The organism is Prosthecobacter sp. (assembly GCF_029946185.1).
Classification (GTDB): domain Bacteria; phylum Verrucomicrobiota; class Verrucomicrobiia; order Verrucomicrobiales; family Verrucomicrobiaceae; genus Prosthecobacter.
Genome location: NZ_JAQSEA010000095.1, coordinates 21,341 through 38,333, shown reverse-complemented (window position 1 = coordinate 38,333; position 16,993 = coordinate 21,341). Strand labels below are relative to the sequence as shown.

At 59.5% G+C, this 16,993-nt stretch carries 11 protein-coding genes; 5 read left to right on the top strand and 6 right to left on the bottom strand.

Annotation, left to right across the window (positions count from 1 at the left end):
* Positions 1-41 precede the first annotated feature (41 nt).
* The gene (locus tag PSV43_RS07420; protein ID WP_300195087.1) at positions 42-1,289 is read right to left on the bottom strand and encodes a hypothetical protein; all 1,248 of its coding nucleotides are present in this window, start codon (positions 1,287-1,289) and stop codon (positions 42-44) included.
* A 180-nt stretch (positions 1,290-1,469) separates the two neighbouring features.
* On the opposite strand from PSV43_RS07420, the gene PSV43_RS07415 reads away from it, so the two are divergent.
* The gene (locus PSV43_RS07415) at positions 1,470-1,994 is read left to right on the top strand and encodes a DUF2726 domain-containing protein (protein WP_300195085.1); all 525 of its coding nucleotides are present in this window, start codon (positions 1,470-1,472) and stop codon (positions 1,992-1,994) included.
* A 16-nt stretch (positions 1,995-2,010) separates the two neighbouring features.
* Here PSV43_RS07415 and PSV43_RS07410 read toward each other — a convergent pair whose 3' ends face one another.
* Positions 2,011-3,015 carry an Ig-like domain-containing protein gene (locus PSV43_RS07410; RefSeq protein ID WP_300195083.1) on the bottom strand — a complete coding sequence of 335 codons (1,005 nt, stop codon included), beginning with the start codon at positions 3,013-3,015 and terminating at the stop codon, positions 2,011-2,013.
* Positions 3,012-4,124 (bottom strand): hypothetical protein, encoded by a 1,113-nt coding sequence (locus PSV43_RS07405; protein ID WP_300195081.1) that lies wholly within the window; start codon positions 4,122-4,124, stop codon positions 3,012-3,014. Before PSV43_RS07405 ends, PSV43_RS07410 begins: the two co-directional genes overlap by 4 nt.
* Before the next feature lie 228 nt (positions 4,125-4,352).
* Here PSV43_RS07405 and PSV43_RS07400 point away from each other — a divergent pair, with 228 nt between their 5' ends.
* Together PSV43_RS07400 and PSV43_RS07395 are read left to right on the top strand one after the other, a co-directional pair.
* Positions 4,353-4,688 (top strand): hypothetical protein, encoded by a 336-nt coding sequence (locus PSV43_RS07400; protein ID WP_300195079.1) that lies wholly within the window; start codon positions 4,353-4,355, stop codon positions 4,686-4,688.
* Between the two features lie 82 nt (positions 4,689-4,770).
* The gene (locus PSV43_RS07395; RefSeq protein ID WP_300195077.1) at positions 4,771-6,948 is read left to right on the top strand and encodes a PBP1A family penicillin-binding protein; all 2,178 of its coding nucleotides are present in this window, start codon (positions 4,771-4,773) and stop codon (positions 6,946-6,948) included.
* A gap of 15 nt (positions 6,949-6,963) precedes the next feature.
* On the opposite strand, the gene PSV43_RS07390 is transcribed toward PSV43_RS07395, so the two are convergent.
* Positions 6,964-11,127, bottom strand: a complete 4,164-nt coding sequence (locus PSV43_RS07390) for a vitamin B12 dependent-methionine synthase activation domain-containing protein (RefSeq protein WP_300195075.1) — start codon at positions 11,125-11,127, stop codon at positions 6,964-6,966.
* Between the two features lie 114 nt (positions 11,128-11,241).
* Between PSV43_RS07390 and PSV43_RS07385 the strand changes: the two genes are divergently transcribed.
* Both PSV43_RS07385 and PSV43_RS07380 read left to right on the top strand, forming a co-directional pair.
* On the top strand, positions 11,242-11,844 hold the full coding sequence (locus PSV43_RS07385) for an XRE family transcriptional regulator (RefSeq protein WP_300195073.1): 603 nt from the start codon (positions 11,242-11,244) through the stop codon (positions 11,842-11,844).
* Positions 11,845-11,867: 23 nt separating this feature from the next.
* The gene (locus PSV43_RS07380; protein WP_300195071.1) at positions 11,868-14,072 is read left to right on the top strand and encodes a M60 family metallopeptidase; all 2,205 of its coding nucleotides are present in this window, start codon (positions 11,868-11,870) and stop codon (positions 14,070-14,072) included.
* Between the two features lie 88 nt (positions 14,073-14,160).
* Here PSV43_RS07380 and PSV43_RS07375 read toward each other — a convergent pair whose 3' ends face one another.
* Entirely contained in the window at positions 14,161-15,531 is a 1,371-nt protein-coding gene (locus tag PSV43_RS07375; RefSeq protein WP_300195069.1) for a DUF1501 domain-containing protein, read from the bottom strand.
* Positions 15,532-15,633: 102 nt separating this feature from the next.
* Entirely contained in the window at positions 15,634-16,953 is a 1,320-nt protein-coding gene (locus PSV43_RS07370; RefSeq protein ID WP_300195067.1) for a PQQ-binding-like beta-propeller repeat protein, read from the bottom strand.
* Between the last annotated feature and the right edge of the window lie 40 nt (positions 16,954-16,993).

The following is a 16,993-nucleotide window of genomic DNA, read 5'->3' as shown; positions in this document are numbered from 1 at the left end:
CAGTCTCCCACGGCTTTTTTGTGGTCTTGCCTCAAGGGGCTCTACTCCTTGAACTCTTCCCGGTCAGGAATCCGTGTGAAGGCGATCTTGGTGCCCGAAAACGTGCGCACGGTGTCAGGAGTGAAGCCGATCACCACGGAGTCGCGGCCGAACTTCTGATTAATTTTATCCATCACGTGGCTCAGATGTTCGCGCTGTTCCTTCGGTGCCGACTCGCTTGAGGCATCGAAAAGTTCAAGCTGCTGCGGACAAGTCTCGGCAACCAGGCCAAACAAGGTCACAGAAACCTTTTTCACCCGCTGCCAGCGCGCCTGTTTCATCACCCGCTGCCACAGCTCCGCCAGCACCCGTGCCAAAACAATGCTGTCGGACCCCTCGTCAAACTTCGCCTGCGCCTCACAGCGCGGCCCGTCCTCCGTCCTCACACTCAGGTGCAGATGCCTGGCGCGGTACTTCATGCGCCGCAGTCGGCTGGCCGCTTTCAATAACAGCCTGCGGGCCACAATACCCGCCGCCGGTGGTGTTCGCAGTTCTGGGGCCAGCACATGACTGTGCCCGATCGTGCGATGCACCGGTGGCACGTCATCCTCCGTCGCGCCGCCATGCAGGCCATGCCAGAACCGGTCTCCACCCACCCCGCCCCAGGCCCGGTGCAGGGTCTCCCGCTCCGCTGCCCACAGGTCCTCCATCGTATGAATACCGCAGGCATGCAGACGGGGCTCCATGCGGCGGCCAATACCACAAAGATCACTCAACTCCAGTTCCAGCAGCCGACCCGGCAGTTCTTCCGGTAGCAGCACCACCAGCCCGTCCGGCTTCTGCATGTCGCTGGCCACCTTCGCCAGAAAGCGGTTCGGAGCCAGACCGATGGAGCAGGTCAGGCACTCGCCCACCCGCTCCCGCAGCCCCTGCTTGATGCGTCTGGCCAGATCCATCGCCACATCCAAGCGACGACGCGGTGCGTCCAGCTTGCAGGCCATCTCGTCGATGGAACAGATCACTTGCACCGGAAAATGCCTCTCCACCTCCTCGATGACCTTGTGGTGAAACTCCACATACACATCGTGCCCAGCCATCACAGTGATCAATTCCGGACACCGCCGCCGTGCCTCGCCGATGTTCGTGCCCGTCTTGATCCCAAACTTCTTCGCCTCATGGCTGGCTGCGATCGCACAGGTCGCATCCGTATCCACCGGCACCACGGCGATCGGCTTGCCTCGTAGTTCGGGGCGCAACTGCTGCTCCACACTGGCAAAATAGCTGTTTAGGTCGAGAAACAGCCAGTCCACGAGCGGTTGGGTATCAGAATTAGCGTCAGGTGCGGGCATTAGCGGCCCGAAATTTCGCCCAAATAATGAACTGTTCAATCGAACATTCTGCGTATCGTAAAAGACTCACGCCGAGCCTTTTTACATGCTTCTTACCAAACGAGATTTGATTATTTTCATAGTTTCCGCAATTAATAGTGAATGCAGCCTTCACCTGCTATCACTACCGTTTCCAGTCCTGAAGCATCTCCCACCACCTATCCCCTTCTTACCTCTGACGAAGCTCTGTTTCACGCTTGCTTGGAAAACATCACCGCCCAGCGCTGCCACGTTCAATGTAAGCCGCGCCTCTTAGAAATCCTTCATCCTGAAAACGTTGCGGGTTTCCTGAAAATTTGCCAGCGCCACATCGACTTCCTCATCTACCGCAAAGGAGACTGGCTGCCCATGGTGGCTATCGAGTTCGAGGACGACAGCCCCGGCAAAGCCAGCCGCAAAACACGCGACCGCCAGTTGGTAAAGGACATCTTTTCGACCTTTGGCATTCCCATGCTGCAGGTCCATGCCAAGGACATCACTGACATTGACACCCTCGTCCACAAGATGAGCACCGCCTGGCAGCAGCGAAATGCCAATCTGGAGATCATGCCACCACCCAGTGAGGAGTGTGCGCCACACGCGCTTACCACCCGTCTGATGAAAGCCGCTTGTTCCTCTATTTCTTGAATACCCAAGCGCGTTCTTAACCGCCTACCTCAAACGCCAATGCAGTCGCCTTGGCCGCTTTCGCTGGCGCATCATGATCGACTTCAAACGGTCCCAGCAGGTTGTTACCCGCGAGGTCTTCGAGCAACGGGTCGATCTCCAGAACGCCTGCTCCCAGCGTCCACTCCGCATCTGGCGTGAAAGACCAGGTGCGAGCATCTGCGGCCACAGTTACCACGCCTGCGACTTCACCCTCACCGCGTTTCACTTTTAATGAGGAAACGAGCATGGCCGCATCCAAGGGTTCATCGAAGCTGACTATAAGCGGATCACGCGCACCCGCCTTCGGGACGGTGATTTGCCAGCGCTGGGGATCGGGACAAGAGTGATCCGCTGCTCCGGCGGAGACTGTAAACACGGTTTCCTTCCCCAAGCCCACACCAGAGGCCGAGCGCCAGTTGGCGGCTATCCTGAGCGTGTGCTGCGTGTTCTCCTGTAAAACCGGCCCTTCGTCGGTGTTCAGGTTCACGCCGGATTTCTGCCGCCCGGGATGAAGCCAAAGAGTCAGGCGTTTGCCATCGGGCGACCACAGCTCGGTCTCACGAAAAGCCCCCTGCACCACGCTGCCGTCCTGACCCTGCAAGGTGATGCGATCCAGAAACACACCCTGCTCCATTGGCTGGCTGAATTGCAGGTAGAGCTTCAGAGCATTCGCAGGCAGCACCGTGGGAGAGGGCGCGATAGCCACAGTCGGCGCAGCAGATGCTGGATGCGCAAATTTCAGCCGCTGCGTGCTCCAGATGCCGTCTGCCGTTTGAAACTCCACCCGATAGGTGTCTCCCGGCACCAAGGGCAGTGCGGCAGCAAAGCGCACGCTGTCGCGCGCCCTAACTACGCTGCCAAACAGCGGTTCGGTGGCATCTCCACGAAACACGCGTACATCGCTGCCGCGAGCTTCGATCTGCCCGGCCTCATTCACCCGTACATCGTCGGCAAATGCGACGGAGCAGAGGAGACTGAGCACGATGAGCCAGCGTTTCACGGCAAAGCTGCCACTTCGAGGCTCAGCGTGCCTTCGGTGTCGCGCAGCACGACGGCTTCGCTATCGCTCAGTTTGTCCACTTGCACGGCACCGAACAGCGAATCCACGATCTCGATACCCTCGGGGCCTTTGGACTCCTTCTCATCACGACGAGCGGCATTTTCATTGGTCTTCTCCGGTGCCTTGGCGTCGAGGTAATCCATGCTGATGCGTGCAGCCCACATCTTGCTGGGGCCGAAGGCGTTCTTCTTGAAGCGCTGCGTCTGAACCACGAGCCACTCCTTGCCGCTTTTGTCCGAGTAGCTGAAAAGATCCAGCGGGCGGTTGCCGCTGCCGAGTTCCACCATGCTCACGCCTTTGACCTGCGCCCCGCTTTGGATGTCATCCACTTTGAACTTCGCCACCGGCGTGCAGGCAAACGCACCGACGACAAAGGTGCCCTCCTTCGACTGATACGGGATGAAGCTCTGGATCGGTGCCTTGGTCTCCCACTTGCGATGCGCCACATGATACGTCTCTGCACTGAACACGCTGGCAGTCGCGCCGTTTTTGAGCGGGACGGGAATCGTGAAGATGCGGGAGGCGAATTCTTCATTGCAGGTGCCGGTGGCAAACACGCGGGTGCCATCGAAGGCCACATCGGTGATGTTTGTGACCTTGCTGGCGGTGCCGCCGGGCAGCGTGATGCGCACCCAGGCGAGCGGATCGAGATTCAGCGGAGCCAGTTTGCCATCAGCCCCGACACTGACAATCAGCACCGCGTTGTCCGGGCGGCGCTGCACCCCGAGATAGATGCGACCACTGGCCGGATTCACCGCGAGATCTTTGACCGTGATGTCCTCCTTCTTGGCCCCGAGTCCGGCGGCGATCTGCGTGCCTATATCAGACACAGGCTTGGCGAGACGCTCAGTCTTGGGTCCGGCATCACCCGTTTGGATCGCCACCACACTGGCCGTGGCTGGTTCTGCTACGAGCAGCAGACCTTCAGGCCCGAAGCTGAGTGAACTGAGCGACTGGATCTGCAAACCGCCTTTTTGCGGCGATTCGAGCAGCGCGGCGGACGCACCGAGCGCGGAGGCGAGGAGGAGGGAGAGACAGAGTGCTTTCATGGTCGGATGGAGTGGTTGCAGTCATAGGGTACGGGAACCGAACGCAAATTGTCACGCCCAAAGTCGGATTGCTTTCCGCAGCGGCATTTCATAAGATCGGTCGAATTTCCCATGAAAGCGTTCCTGCATCCCCAATCTCGCCTCGCCACTGGGTGGCTTTGCGCGGTGATTCTCCTGGCGGGATTGCATTCCACGAAAGCGTTCATCACTGATTGCTCCAGACCGATCATGCTTACCGAGGTCAAATTCAAAGACCTCACCCTTGAGGAAGCGGTGGCTTATGTGAAGCAGGCCGTGAAGAACCTCCATACCTTTGGGGACGGGAACCTCAATGTGATCATCCTGGGTGCCAGCGAGGAGCAAAAGAAAAAGAAGATCAGCCTCGATATTCGGGATATTTCGCTGCGCAGCACCCTGGATCACATCGCCCATGCGGCGGGCCTGAAAATCCGCGTGGACGCCCACGCCGTTGTCCTGACTTCATCTGAACACTCTGATGAGTTGAGTACCCGCACCTACCGGGTGCCACCCGATTTCATCGCGACTGGATCGGCTGCAAAATGAATTGTGAAATTGAAGTTCACACCGAGTTCATCGTCTGAGGCTTGATCTTTGGTCTAAAACCAGCGACCCGATGCCTGCACGCATGAAAAAGAAGCCCACTGAAGAGAGCAAGCCGACAAAACCCACCTTGTCGCGCTGGCATTCATTCAAGCGGCTCTGCCTGATCTTCTTCATGGGTGGTTCGCTGCTCTGCACACTCGGGGCGGCAGTGGTCATCGGAATTTACAGCCATCTGGCGAAAGCCTACGACCTGACCAAGCTCGGGGACATGCCGGAGCGCACCATCGTGATGGATTATAAAGGTGAGGTCCTCGGCAAGATGCACGGCGAGAACCGCATCGTCGTACCGCTGAGCGAGGTGTCGCCATGGTTTGTCAAAGCGCTGCTGGCGCGTGAGGACTCACGGTTCTACCAGCATGGCGGCATTGATTACAAAGGCGTGGCGCGCGCCATGGTGCGCAACCTCAAGGACATGCGCGTGGTGCAGGGCGCGAGCACGCTGACCATGCAGCTAGCACGCAACAGCTACCCGGACCTCGACGACCGCAGCATTCACCGCAAGCTGGTGGAGATGATGCTGGCACGCCGCATTGAAAAAGCCTGCACCAAGGACCAGATCATTGAGCACTACGTGAACCGCATCTTCTACGGTCCCGGCATCTATGGGGTACAGCGGGCCAGCCAGGTGTACTTCGGCAAACATGCCAGCCAGCTCAGCCTGAGCGAGGCGGCAATGATCTCGGGCATCATCCGCAGCCCGGTGCGCTTCTCGCCGTTCCGCAACTATGAAGGAGCCCTCAAGGAACGCGACACCGTACTCAAGCGCATGCTGGAAACGAAGGTGATCACGCCAGAGGAGGAGATCGCTGCCAAGTATGCCGACATCGCCCTGCATGCGCAGCCTGTGTTTCAAAGCCAGGGTGGCTATGCGCTCGACACTGTTCGCCGTGACCTCGATTTAATTTTGGAGCAGCAGGAGATCGAAGACGGCGGATTGCAGGTCTTCACCACCCTGAACAAAGACCTGCAGGATGCCGCCGAAGCTGCTGTGGAAAAGCGTCTGACCGCCGTGGAAAAGCAACGCGGTTATGTGCATACGAAGAAGGCGGATTTTGACAAGACCTGGGATGGATCGCAGGAAATCTCCTCCACTCCTTATCTGCAGGCGGCGCTCATGATGCAGGACAATTCCACCGGCGGCATCCTCGCCCTCGTGGGCGGACGTGACTACCGCCACAGCAAGTACAACCGCGCCACTCAAGGAGAGCGGCAGATCGGATCGACGGTGAAACCCTTCGTGTATGCCGCCGGCATCGCCTCCGGCTTCATGCCTGGAACGCTGATCAATGATGCGCCGATCCAGCCCGGTGAAATTGAAGGAGCGGATCCCAACTGGAGCCCGCAGAACTCGGATGGCAAATTCCTCGGCCCGACCACGCTGACGGACGGCATTGTGAAAAGCCGCAACACCATGACCCTGCGCCTCGGCAACTACGCCGGACTGGATCGCGTGATCGAACTGCTCACCAATGCGGGCTTTAACAAGCCATCTGATCGCACACCGCAGATTTTCATCGGCAACATTGGTGGCAATCCACGCCAGCTCACCAGCGCGATCAGCATCTTCCCGAATCAAGGCCTGCGCCGCCGCCCCTTCCTCATTGACCGCATTGTCGATAAAGCGGGCAACATCATCTATCAGACACCCGTGCTCGAATCCGAGGTCATCACGCCGAGCGTGGCGTTCCTGATGCGCAACATCCTCGCGCAGGTGCTGGATCGCGGCACGGCAGCCTCGCTACGCAATGAATACGGTTTCAAAGAACCCGGTGGCGGCAAAACCGGCACCACGAACGATTACAAGGACGCCTGGTTCGCCGGTTTCACGGATCGCGTGAGCTGCGGCATCTGGGTGGGACTGGACAAACCAGCGACGATTGTCGAGGGAGGTTATGGAGGCACACTCGCTCTGCCCATCTGGGCGGACGTGATGAAAAAAGCCGGCGCGCTCGGCTATAAAACCGAAGTGCCCAAGGTCACACTGCCACTCTCACGCGTGTCGCTCTGTCGCATCAGCAGCCAACTCGCCACGGATGGCTGCGGACAGGCTGGCACAGCTTATGAGGATGCGCTGCCTTACGATTTGGTACCCAAGAACTTCTGTGCGGAACACCAAGGCTACATCGCACCGCGGCGTCAGATGCAACAGCCCCAGCAGGGACGCGGCTTGTTCGACCGCATCCGGGGCTGGTTTCGGTAACACCTCCGGCTGAACTCAATAGCCGAGCCAAGGACCAAGCCAGCGTTCTGCCTCTTCCATCGTCATGCCTTTGCGCTGCGCATAGTCTTGGACCTGATCTTTGGCGACAACGCTGATGCCAAAGTAGTGTGACTCTGGATGCGCGAAATAGAGTCCGCTGACCGCGCTGCCGGGGTGCATGGCCATGCTCTCGGTCAGCTCTACGCCAGTCTTCGCAGTAGCATCGAGAAGATCGAAAAGAATGGGCTTCTCCGTGTGGTCGGGTTGGGATGGATACCCAGGAGCAGGGCGGATGCCGCGATAGCGTTCTTTGACGAGGTCTTCATTCGTGAATTCTTCGATCTTCTCGTAACCCCATGCGACACGAGCCTCTCTGTGCAGGTATTCGGCAAACGCTTCGGCAAAGCGGTCAGCCACAGCCTTGCAGATGATGGCGCTGTAGGGATCGTGCGCGGCCTCAAACTCCTTGGCAAACTCATCCGAGCCATGAATCCCAACGGCAAACCCGCCGATGTAGTCGGCGCGGCCACTGTCCTTGGGTGCCACATAATCGCTGAGCGCGTAGTTTGGCGTGTCCTTCTTGATGACCTGCTGGCGCAGAGTGTGAAAGACGGTCTTCAACGTGGCGCGTGACTCGTCCGTATAAACTTCAATGTCATCGCCAATGGCGTTGGCGGGGAAGAAGCCCATGATGCCGCGTGGTGTGAAGCGGCTTTCAGCAATGACGCGGTCGAGCAGGTCATTGGCATCCTTGTAAAGTTTGAGAGCCTCCACCTCGGCTTTGCCCTTCAGCTCTGCATCTTCCTGAGCAGAGGAGAACCGCTGCTCCGCTGTGATCCAGCGCCCACGCAGCTCCCATGAATGGAAGAAGGGCGACCAGTCGATGAACTCGCGCAGTGTGGTGACGAGTTGGGTGCCTTCATAAACCTTGGTGCCGAGGAACGTTGGCGTGGCGATGTCCTGCGTGGCCCAGTCAAACTTGACGCCTTTTTCGCGGGACTCGGCGATGCTGAGCAGCGCGCGGTCCTTCTTCTTGCCATACTCCTCACGCAGACGGACATGGCGGGCCTCATTGCTGGCCACAAAGGTTTCACGCTGCTCCGCGCTGAGCAGCGAGGTCGTCACAGGCACGCTGCGGGAGGCGTCCAATACATGCACAATGCTGCCGCTGTACTTTGGCGCGATCTTGATTGCGGTATGCGCCGGACTGGTGGTGGCGCCACCGATGAGCAGCGGCTGCTTGAAGCCACGGCGCTCCATCTCACTGGCCACATGCGCCATCTCATCCAGCGAAGGTGTGATCAGGCCGCTGAGGCCGATCACATCGGCACCGACTTCGAGCGCCTTGGCCAAAATCTTGTCGCATGGCACCATGACTCCCATGTCAGTGACTTCGAAGCCATTGCACTCCAGCACGATGCCCACAATGTTCTTGCCGATGTCATGCACGTCGCCTTTGACGGTGGCGAGGACGATCTTGCCCCCGCCCTGTTTGGCAGCTTCGGCAGGAATGAGGTCTTCAGCGGTCAGGCCGCTGGCAGAGCCAACGCCTGTGGTTGGCTGGCTATGATTGAGGAAGGGTGCGACGACACGGTCTGAGTTGGAAGTGTCCTGGCGCAGGCTTTCGAGCTTCTGCTGCAAGGCTGCCTCGCCCTCGACTTCAAACACGGCACCGAGTTCAGCGGCGAGCTTCACTTCGGCACGGCGTTCTTCGAGGCTCAGGCCATTGCTTGGCGTGTAGCTGAAGCCTTCGACAACGGCGATAGCGCTACCGCCTTCCAGTGCAGTGATGGTCTTCGCTGCGACTTCGAGCAGCAGCTCACGCTCACGCGCTCTGCGGGCCTTCTCGATTTCCATGAAAGGCTGCAGGTAGGCCACGCTCTGTTTCATCACGCGGGCGCTTTTGACGACCTGCGGGAGGAACATTTTGCCAGCGCCAAAAAGATCGCCCACGACGCTCATGCCATCCATCAGGGGACCTTCGATGACGGAGAGAGGCTTGCCGAGTTGAGCCAGCGCTTCGGCGGTGTCTTGGTTGATGAAGTCGGTGATGCCGCGCAGCAGGGCGTGCTCGAGGCGCTTTTTCACCGGCCCTTCACGCCAGCTCATATCGATCTCCACCTTCTTGGTGCTGCCCGCCTGGCCTTTGAACTGCTCGGCGAAATCAACGAGAATCTCCGTGGCATCCGGGCGGCGGTTGAGGATCACGTCCTCCACCTTTTCGAGCATTTCCTTCGGGATCTCCTCGTAAACTTCGAGCATGCCCGCGTTCACGATACCCATGTCCATGCCAGCCTTGATGGCATAGTAGAGAAACACGCTGTGCATGGCCTCACGCACCTTGTTGTTGCCACGGAAGCTGAAGCTGACGTTGCTGACGCCGCCACTGACCTTGGCAAAGGGGAGGTTCTCTTTGATCCAGCGCGTGGCGTTGATGAAATCGAGCGCGTAGTTGTTGTGCTCCTCCAGGCCGGTGGCCACGGTGAGGATGTTGGGATCGAAAATGATGTCCTCCGGCGGGAAGTCGATCTCGTCCACGAGGATGCGGTAGGCGCGCTCGCAGATGCGAATTTTGTCCTCATACGTGGCGGCCTGGCCCTGCTCGTCAAAGGCCATAACCACGGTGGCGGCACCGTACTGCTTGATCTTGCGGGCGTATTCCTTGAATTTTTCCTCGCCTTCCTTGAGCGAGATGGAGTTCACGATGCCCTTGCCCTGCAGGCACTTGAGGCCGGCCTCGATGATCTCCCACTTGGAGGAGTCCACCATGATGGGCACTTTGTTCACCTCCGGCTCGGTCTGGAGCAGGATGAGGAATTTGGACATCGTGGGCACGCCGTCGATGAGACCTTCGTCCATGCAGACGTCGATCACATTGGCACCACTTTCCACCTGCTGACGAGCCACGGCCACAGCCTCCTCCAGCTTTCCTTCCTTGATGAGCTTGGCGAACTTGGGAGATCCGGCCACGTTCGTACGCTCGCCGATCATGAGATAAGGCGGGCGCGTGGGCTTGGCCTCTGGGTCGTCACTGGCAGGAGCACCTGGGGCAAATACAAAGGGCTGTGAGCCGCTGAGACGCATCGCGTGCGAGTCTGCCGGAACCTGACGCGGCGCGAGGTTTTCTACCGCCTTGGCGATGGCAGCGATGTGCTCGGGCGTGTTGCCGCAGCAGCCGCCCATGATGTTCACGAAACCGCTGCTGCCAAAGTCCTTGGCATAGGCGGCCATGTCCGGCGGAAGCAGGTCAAAGCCTGTCGGTGCCAGCGGGTTGGGCATGCCAGCGTTCGGATAGGCGGAGACAAAGCAGTCCGCCTTCGTGGAAAGTTCTTCGAGGAATGGACGCATCTTGTCCGGCCCCAGGGAGCAGTTCAGACCGATGGACAACGGCTTCACATGCCGCATGGCATTGAGATAAGCCTCGGTCACCTGACCGGAGATCATGGTCTCTCCACCCGGGCCGACAGCCGCGCTGATCTGCACGGGCAACTCCACCTGATCTTCGGCAAACACTTCACTGATCGCCACGAGGGCGGTCTTGGCGTTGAGGGAATCGAAGATCGTTTCGACCATCAGCGTGTCCACCCCACCGGCAATGAGGGCACGGATCTGCAGCTTGTACGCCTCCTTCACCTGATCAAACGTGACGTAGCGGAAGCTCAGGTCGGAGAGGTCGGGGAACTGCGAGAGCGAAACAGTCAGCGGCCCGATGGCCCCTGCCACGTAGCGTTTCCGCCCGGTCTTTTCGCCGACGATGTCGGCCCACTTGCGGCACTGTTTGGCGGATTCAAAATTGATCTCCCACGCGAGGTCGTTGAGGAACTTGTCCTCCAGCACCGTCTGGAAAAACTCGGGATCTTTGCGCCGTCCTGCCGGCACTTCCGTGAAAAACTCAGCCTGAGCGATGCTGGTGCCGCTGAAGGTGTTCGTCTCGATGATGTCCGCCCCGGCTTCCAGGAAGCGGCGATGGATGTCCTCAATGATGTCCGGGCGGGTGATGGAAAGGATGTCGCCGTTGTTCAGCAAATCCTTCTCGTTGGTCAGGAAGCGGGTGCCGCGTGCATCGGCCTCTATAAGGCCGTAACCGCGAATGGTCGTGCCCATGGCTCCATCGATGACCAGGATTCTCTGGCGCATGGCGGCTTCGAGTTCAGAGCGGACATTGGGGCGTGCAGGCATGGGAGAAATTAGCGTTCTAGCTGGGTAGGTCAACACTCATATCAACGCATCATGATTTGAGGATGTGACTAATATTTCTAATTTACAAGAGAACCATCCGTTATACCGACACAAATGCCCGCCAAACCAAAAGTTGCCACCCCTATTGAATCCAGCCCTGAGGCCATCAATGAAAATCTGGGGAAACGGGTGAAAAAACTGCGCGGGGATCGTGGCTGGTCGCTGGAGGAACTTGCCACGGCGAGCGGAGTGAGCCGCTCCATGCTCAGCGAAATCGAGCGCGAAAAGGCCAATCCGACCCTGACCGTCACCTTCCGCATCGCCCGCGCCTTTGGACTGACTTTGCAGGAGCTGATCGAGAGCGCCGAGGCCAGCGCTTCGAAAATCCAAGTCATCCGGGCCAACGACCGCGCCCAGGTCTATCGCAGCGACAAGCAATGCGAGATCCGCACCCTCTCCCCCATCAATCTCGAAAAGGACGTGGAGTTCTACGAGCTGACGCTGCGCCCCGGCGGCATCCTGCGCAGCCAGCCACACTTTGAAGGCACCCGCGAGTTTCTCACTGTCGAGGAAGGCAGCGTGCGCATCGAATCCGACCAAAACAACGAGGAACTCACCAAAGGGGACTCCGGCACCTACCGCGCCGACGTGCCGCACGCCATCGTCAACACCGGCAAGGGGGACGCGCTGGTGTTCCTCGTGGTGATTTACCGCTAGAGCCCGCATTTCCCAACCCAACCATGAAATCAGCCATCACCCTCGTCCTCCTCGCCTTAGCCGGGGTATTGCATGCACAGATGCCGGAGGCTCTCGTGAATGCCGAACGCGCCAAAATCCTCCAAGGCGTCAAATCAGTGCCGAAGGCGGGCTCACCGGGGCCGATTGGCATCTGGGGGACCATGGCGTTCCCGATTCTCTCCGCTCCTGACAAGGATGGCGTCGAGATCGCTGTGGCAGCAGCGGCGGGTTATGCAAAAGGGCGCGTCATTCTCTTCGGTCACAACAGCTACCTCGCCGGCGGTGAAGGCGGGGATCACGCAAAGCTCATGGAGAACTGCGTGAGGTGGGTGGCCAACAAAGACAAGCCGAGAGTGGGCCTCAAAGGTGTGAACGCGGTCAATTTGTACCGGCAGCATGAATTCAATGCAGAGACCTTTGACAAGATCGATGCAAAGAGCCTCGCCAGCTACGACGTCGTCATTGTGAACATGCAGGGCATCATCAGCACCGAGGAAGGCTCGGCAGTGGCGGAGTTCGTCAAAGGCGGCGGCGGCTTCATCGGTGGCATGACGGGCTGGGCCTTCGGCCAGACGAGCGGCGGCAAAGACTTGACGGTGTCCCACGGACTCAACCAAGCGCTGATGCCCGCCGGCATCGCGATCACGGACATGAGCGCTTTTGACCGACTGCCCAGTTTTGAAGCACGCACGGAACTGCCGCAAATGATGAACGCCTCGGAAGCCATCAGTGCGATCAAGAAGCAGCGCGATGGCGGTTCCGCGCTAACGGCCGAGCAAATGAAGCAGGGTACGAACGCCATCCAGATCGCCATGGCGGCACAGCCGCCGGACCGCAGCAATCTGAAGACCGCCGTGCTCGCCGCCCTCGGCAATGCAGGGGCCGATGCCGAGCTGCCGACAGCGCAGGCACCGCTCACTGCCGAAAAGCATGCGGCACAGCGTTTGCGACTTGGCATGGAGACGCGAGTGCTGCGTCTCGCCGCCGGCGAAGGCGTGGCCGCTCATCCCGCGCATGAAACCTTCCCCGGCAAGGTGCCTGCTGACGCCCCACGCATTACGGGCGAGATCAAGGTGACACCCAGCATCCCTGGTTGGACCAGTACGGGCCTCTACGCCGCCGCAGGTGATACGATCACAGTTACCCTGCCAGAAAAGCTCGCCGACAAAGGCTATGCGGTACGCATCGGCTGCCACAGCGACACGCTCTACCATCTCGACAAATGGCAGCGCGCACCTGACATCACGCGCAGCGTCGGATTAGCCACCGCCACCACTAAAACCGCCAGCGCCTTTGGCGGACTCATCTACATCGAAGTCCCAGCCCGGGCCAAGGACGACGCACCTTTCACCACCGTCATTCAAAACGCCGTGCCTGCGCCTTTGTTTGTCCTCGGTCAGGATGACGATGCCAAATGGGCCGAGATCAAAAAACGCCCCGCCCCTTGGGCCGAACTCGCCTGCGACAAGCTGATCCTGAGCTGCCCTACCGAAGTCGCACGCGCCATCAACAATCCCACCCAGCTCATGGAGTTTTGGAAGAAGGTCGTCGAAGCGCAGGACGACATCACCAATCAAACCGCTGAGCGCAAACGGCCTGAGCGCATCGTGGCCGATGTGCAGATCAGCGCCGGCTACATGCACAGCGGCTATCCCATCATGATTCCCACCAGCGCCGCGCCGGAGATGACAACCTTTGGCAAACTGAAATTCCCCGGCTGGGGTTTCTACCACGAGATCGGCCACAACCATCAGCGCGGCGATTTCACCTTCGACGGCACCGTCGAAGTCACCAACAACGTCATCGGCATGTACTGCTATGATGCCGTTTTGAAGAAAGACTGGCTCATCGGCCATACCTCCATCACCGAAGAAGCGCGCAAAGAGCACATTCAAAAGATCATGAAGGCGTCGAACAAATGGCAGGTGTGGAAAAGCGAACCCTTCACCGCACTGACCACCTACATCCAGCTTGTACAGGAGTTCGGCTGGGAAAGCTGGCGCAAGTATCTGCACAGCTTCGCCGACGACACATTCGGCCCTGCCCCGAAAGGCGACGATGAACGCCGCGACCAGTTCCTCATCCGCTACTCCAAGATCACGAACAAGAATCTTGGGCCGTTCTTTGATGCGTGGGGGATTCCCGTCAGCTCCGCCGCGAAGGCGGAGGTGAGCAAGCTGGATCCGTGGATGCCGAAAGGGATGTGAACTGGGAGGGTTCGTGAGTCATTGTGTTTGCAGTACGCTCGCAGACGGGCGGGCTGTCGCCACACCCATCCCACGTCCGGAAAGCCCCTCAGATTCGAATCAATTCCCGGATGGGGGTCCCATTTGGAACGATGGGTGTGGGGCGACCGCTGAAGTCGTTGATCGTTTCTTTGGCAGAATCGATGCCCAGGTGGTGATAAATAGTGGCGAGGAAGTCGTGCGGCGAGCAGGCGTGCTCGGCCACGTCTTCGCCGCGTTTGTCGCTGGCACCAATGATGCCGCCGGTTTGCAGGCCGCCACCGGCCCAGAGATTGGTAAAGGCACGCGGCCAGTGGTCCCGGCCCGGCTGAACGACACCTGCCGCTGCACTGGCCTCTCCGGCACCGGAACTGGCAACGTGGCTGATTTTGGGTGTGCGCCCAAACTCACCACTGACCACGACGAGCACGCGTTTGTCGAGGCCGCGCGCATAGACATCCTCAATCAACGCTGAAACGGCCTGATCGAAGGCGCCGGCACGGAAACGCAGCGCATCAAAGACGTGGTGGTTCACGGCGTGATCATCCCAGTTGCCCACACGGCCGCATTGCGGGCCATCGAGGCAGCTCGTGATGATCTCCACACCCGATTCAACCAGTCGGCGTGCCAGCAGCAACTGCTGACCCCAGCGATGCATGCCGTAGCGATCGCGGGTGCGCTTGTCTTCTTTGGAGAGATCAAACGCATGCCGAGTCTGTGGATTCGTGAGCAGCGTCATCGCCTGCGCTTCGAACTGATCCATCGCGCCCATTTCGCCAGCGGCATCGACATTGCGTTCCAGATTGTCGAGACTGTGCAGCAAGGCCATGCGGTCATTGAGACGGGCCAGCTTGGATGGATCGGAGAGGCCGACGTTCGGCACGGCGAAATCTGGGCGGCTGGGATCATTCAGCACCGCAAGCGGTGAATAGGCGGCATTCACAAACCCCGGACCAGCGATGGTGAAGCTGTCGTAATTGATGATCGGGTTCACACCCACGTAGTTCGGCAGCGAACTGCTGCGCTGGTTTTTCGAGCGCAGGAAGTTCGCCACGGTCATCCAGTCCGGCAGCAGCGGCTTGGGTTTGTCACGCGGATCCGTGTCGCCGCTGAGCATTTGCAGCGATCCAGCCGGATGTCCGCCGCCGGTGTGCGTCATCGAGCGCAGCAGGGTGAATTTGTCGGCGATCTTTGCCTGCAGCGGGATCAACTCGGTGAGCTGCATGCCAGGCACTTTGGTTTTGATCGTTTTAAACGGGCCACGATACTCGCTGCCGATGTCCGGCTTCGGGTCATAGGTGTCGAGGTGCGAGCAACCCCCGCGCAGCCAAACCAAAATGACTGCCGTGCGTTCACGCGCCGGCTTCGCGGCATTCTCAGCGCGCAGCTTGAGCAATCCCGGCCAGCCCAGGCTCGCAAATCCCGTGAGTCCGAAGCGCATGAAGCCACGCCGATCCAAGGGACCGGAACAAACAAGCGGGGGCGAGGCAGAAGGCATGTGCAACCATACGGCTGCGAGCCGGGAATTCTTCGGGGCAGAGGATCACTTCGCCAGAGACGCGCACACGATTTCCTCGTCGTTGCGCATGAAGACGCACTGATTGGCGAAGGCGGGGTGTGACCACACGACGGCGCGGCGTGGATCGGTGGTGGTGGGTTTCAGGAGCTTGGCGCGGCTGATTTCTTCGTAGCCTTTCGGGGTGATCTTGGCGATGATGAGATCGCCCTGCTCGTTGGCGAGGAAGAAGCGGTTTTCGTGTTTGATGAGGAAGGCATTGGCCCAGCGCACGGGCTTGTCGCCGGTGGTGGCGGCGAAGGTTTCCCAGAGGCGCTCGCCGGTGTCGAGTTTCAGGCAGCGTAGCTGGCCGTAGCTGCACACGCCGTAGATGTGACCGTTCTCGATGAAGGGCGTGCTGATAAGGCTGTGGAGCGTGTCGGTGTTCTTTTCGCTGAAGCTTTTGCCCTCCCATTGCAGGGTGGCCGCAGGTTTGGTGGCATCCAGCCTGAAGCATTTCGAACTGGTGTAGAACGAGCTGAAAAGGAGCAGATCTCCCGCAAGCCTTGGGGTAGCTACGGTGAGGCCGAAACGGACCTCCCATGGATATGACCACAACACTTTGCCCGTAGCAGGATCGAGAGAGTTCACGGCCTGCGGATGCCAGAGGATGACTTGTTTCGTGCCGCCAGCTTCGATCATCGTCGGCGGGCAGTAGCCGGGCTCACGCGCATCCAGCGCACGCCAGATCTCTTTGCCGCTGTCTTTGTCAAAGGCTACTGCCACACTGCCCGGACCACCACAGAGGCAGATCAAGCGCTGACCGTCGAGCAGCGGATGCCCGGCAAAGCCCCACATCGGCGTGCGTGCCTCGTATTCGGTCTTGAAGTCATGCGACCAGAGAACCTTGCCGTCGGCTGCATCGAGACAGAGGAGGTTTCCCTCTGCGCCGAGCGTCCACACTTTGCCACTGCTCACCACCGGGGTGCAGCGCGGGCCGGTGGAGTAGCTCATCGTGTAAGTGCATTCATAGCGATGCTCCCAAAGCAGAGCGCCTGTCTTAGCATCCAGACACAACACGCGTTCGGTGCCTGGAATGATGCCCCGCGCAAAGGCATCTCCCGGCACGCTGCTCTTCTCGGCCACCTGGCGGTCCATGAGATAGACCCGGCCATTCGCCACTGCCGGACCCGTGTAGCCGCCACCGATCTTCACACGCCAGAGCACCTTGGGACCGCCTTCAGGAAACTTGTCCACAATGCCTGATTCACGCCAGACGCTGTCGCGCTGAGGGCCGATCCACTGCGGCCAGTCGTCAGCCTGGAGGATGCCGGACAGCAGGACCAAGAGGAGAAAAGCAAAGCGCATGGACAAACAAACTCACCACCATGAATCATGTTGCAGAGGA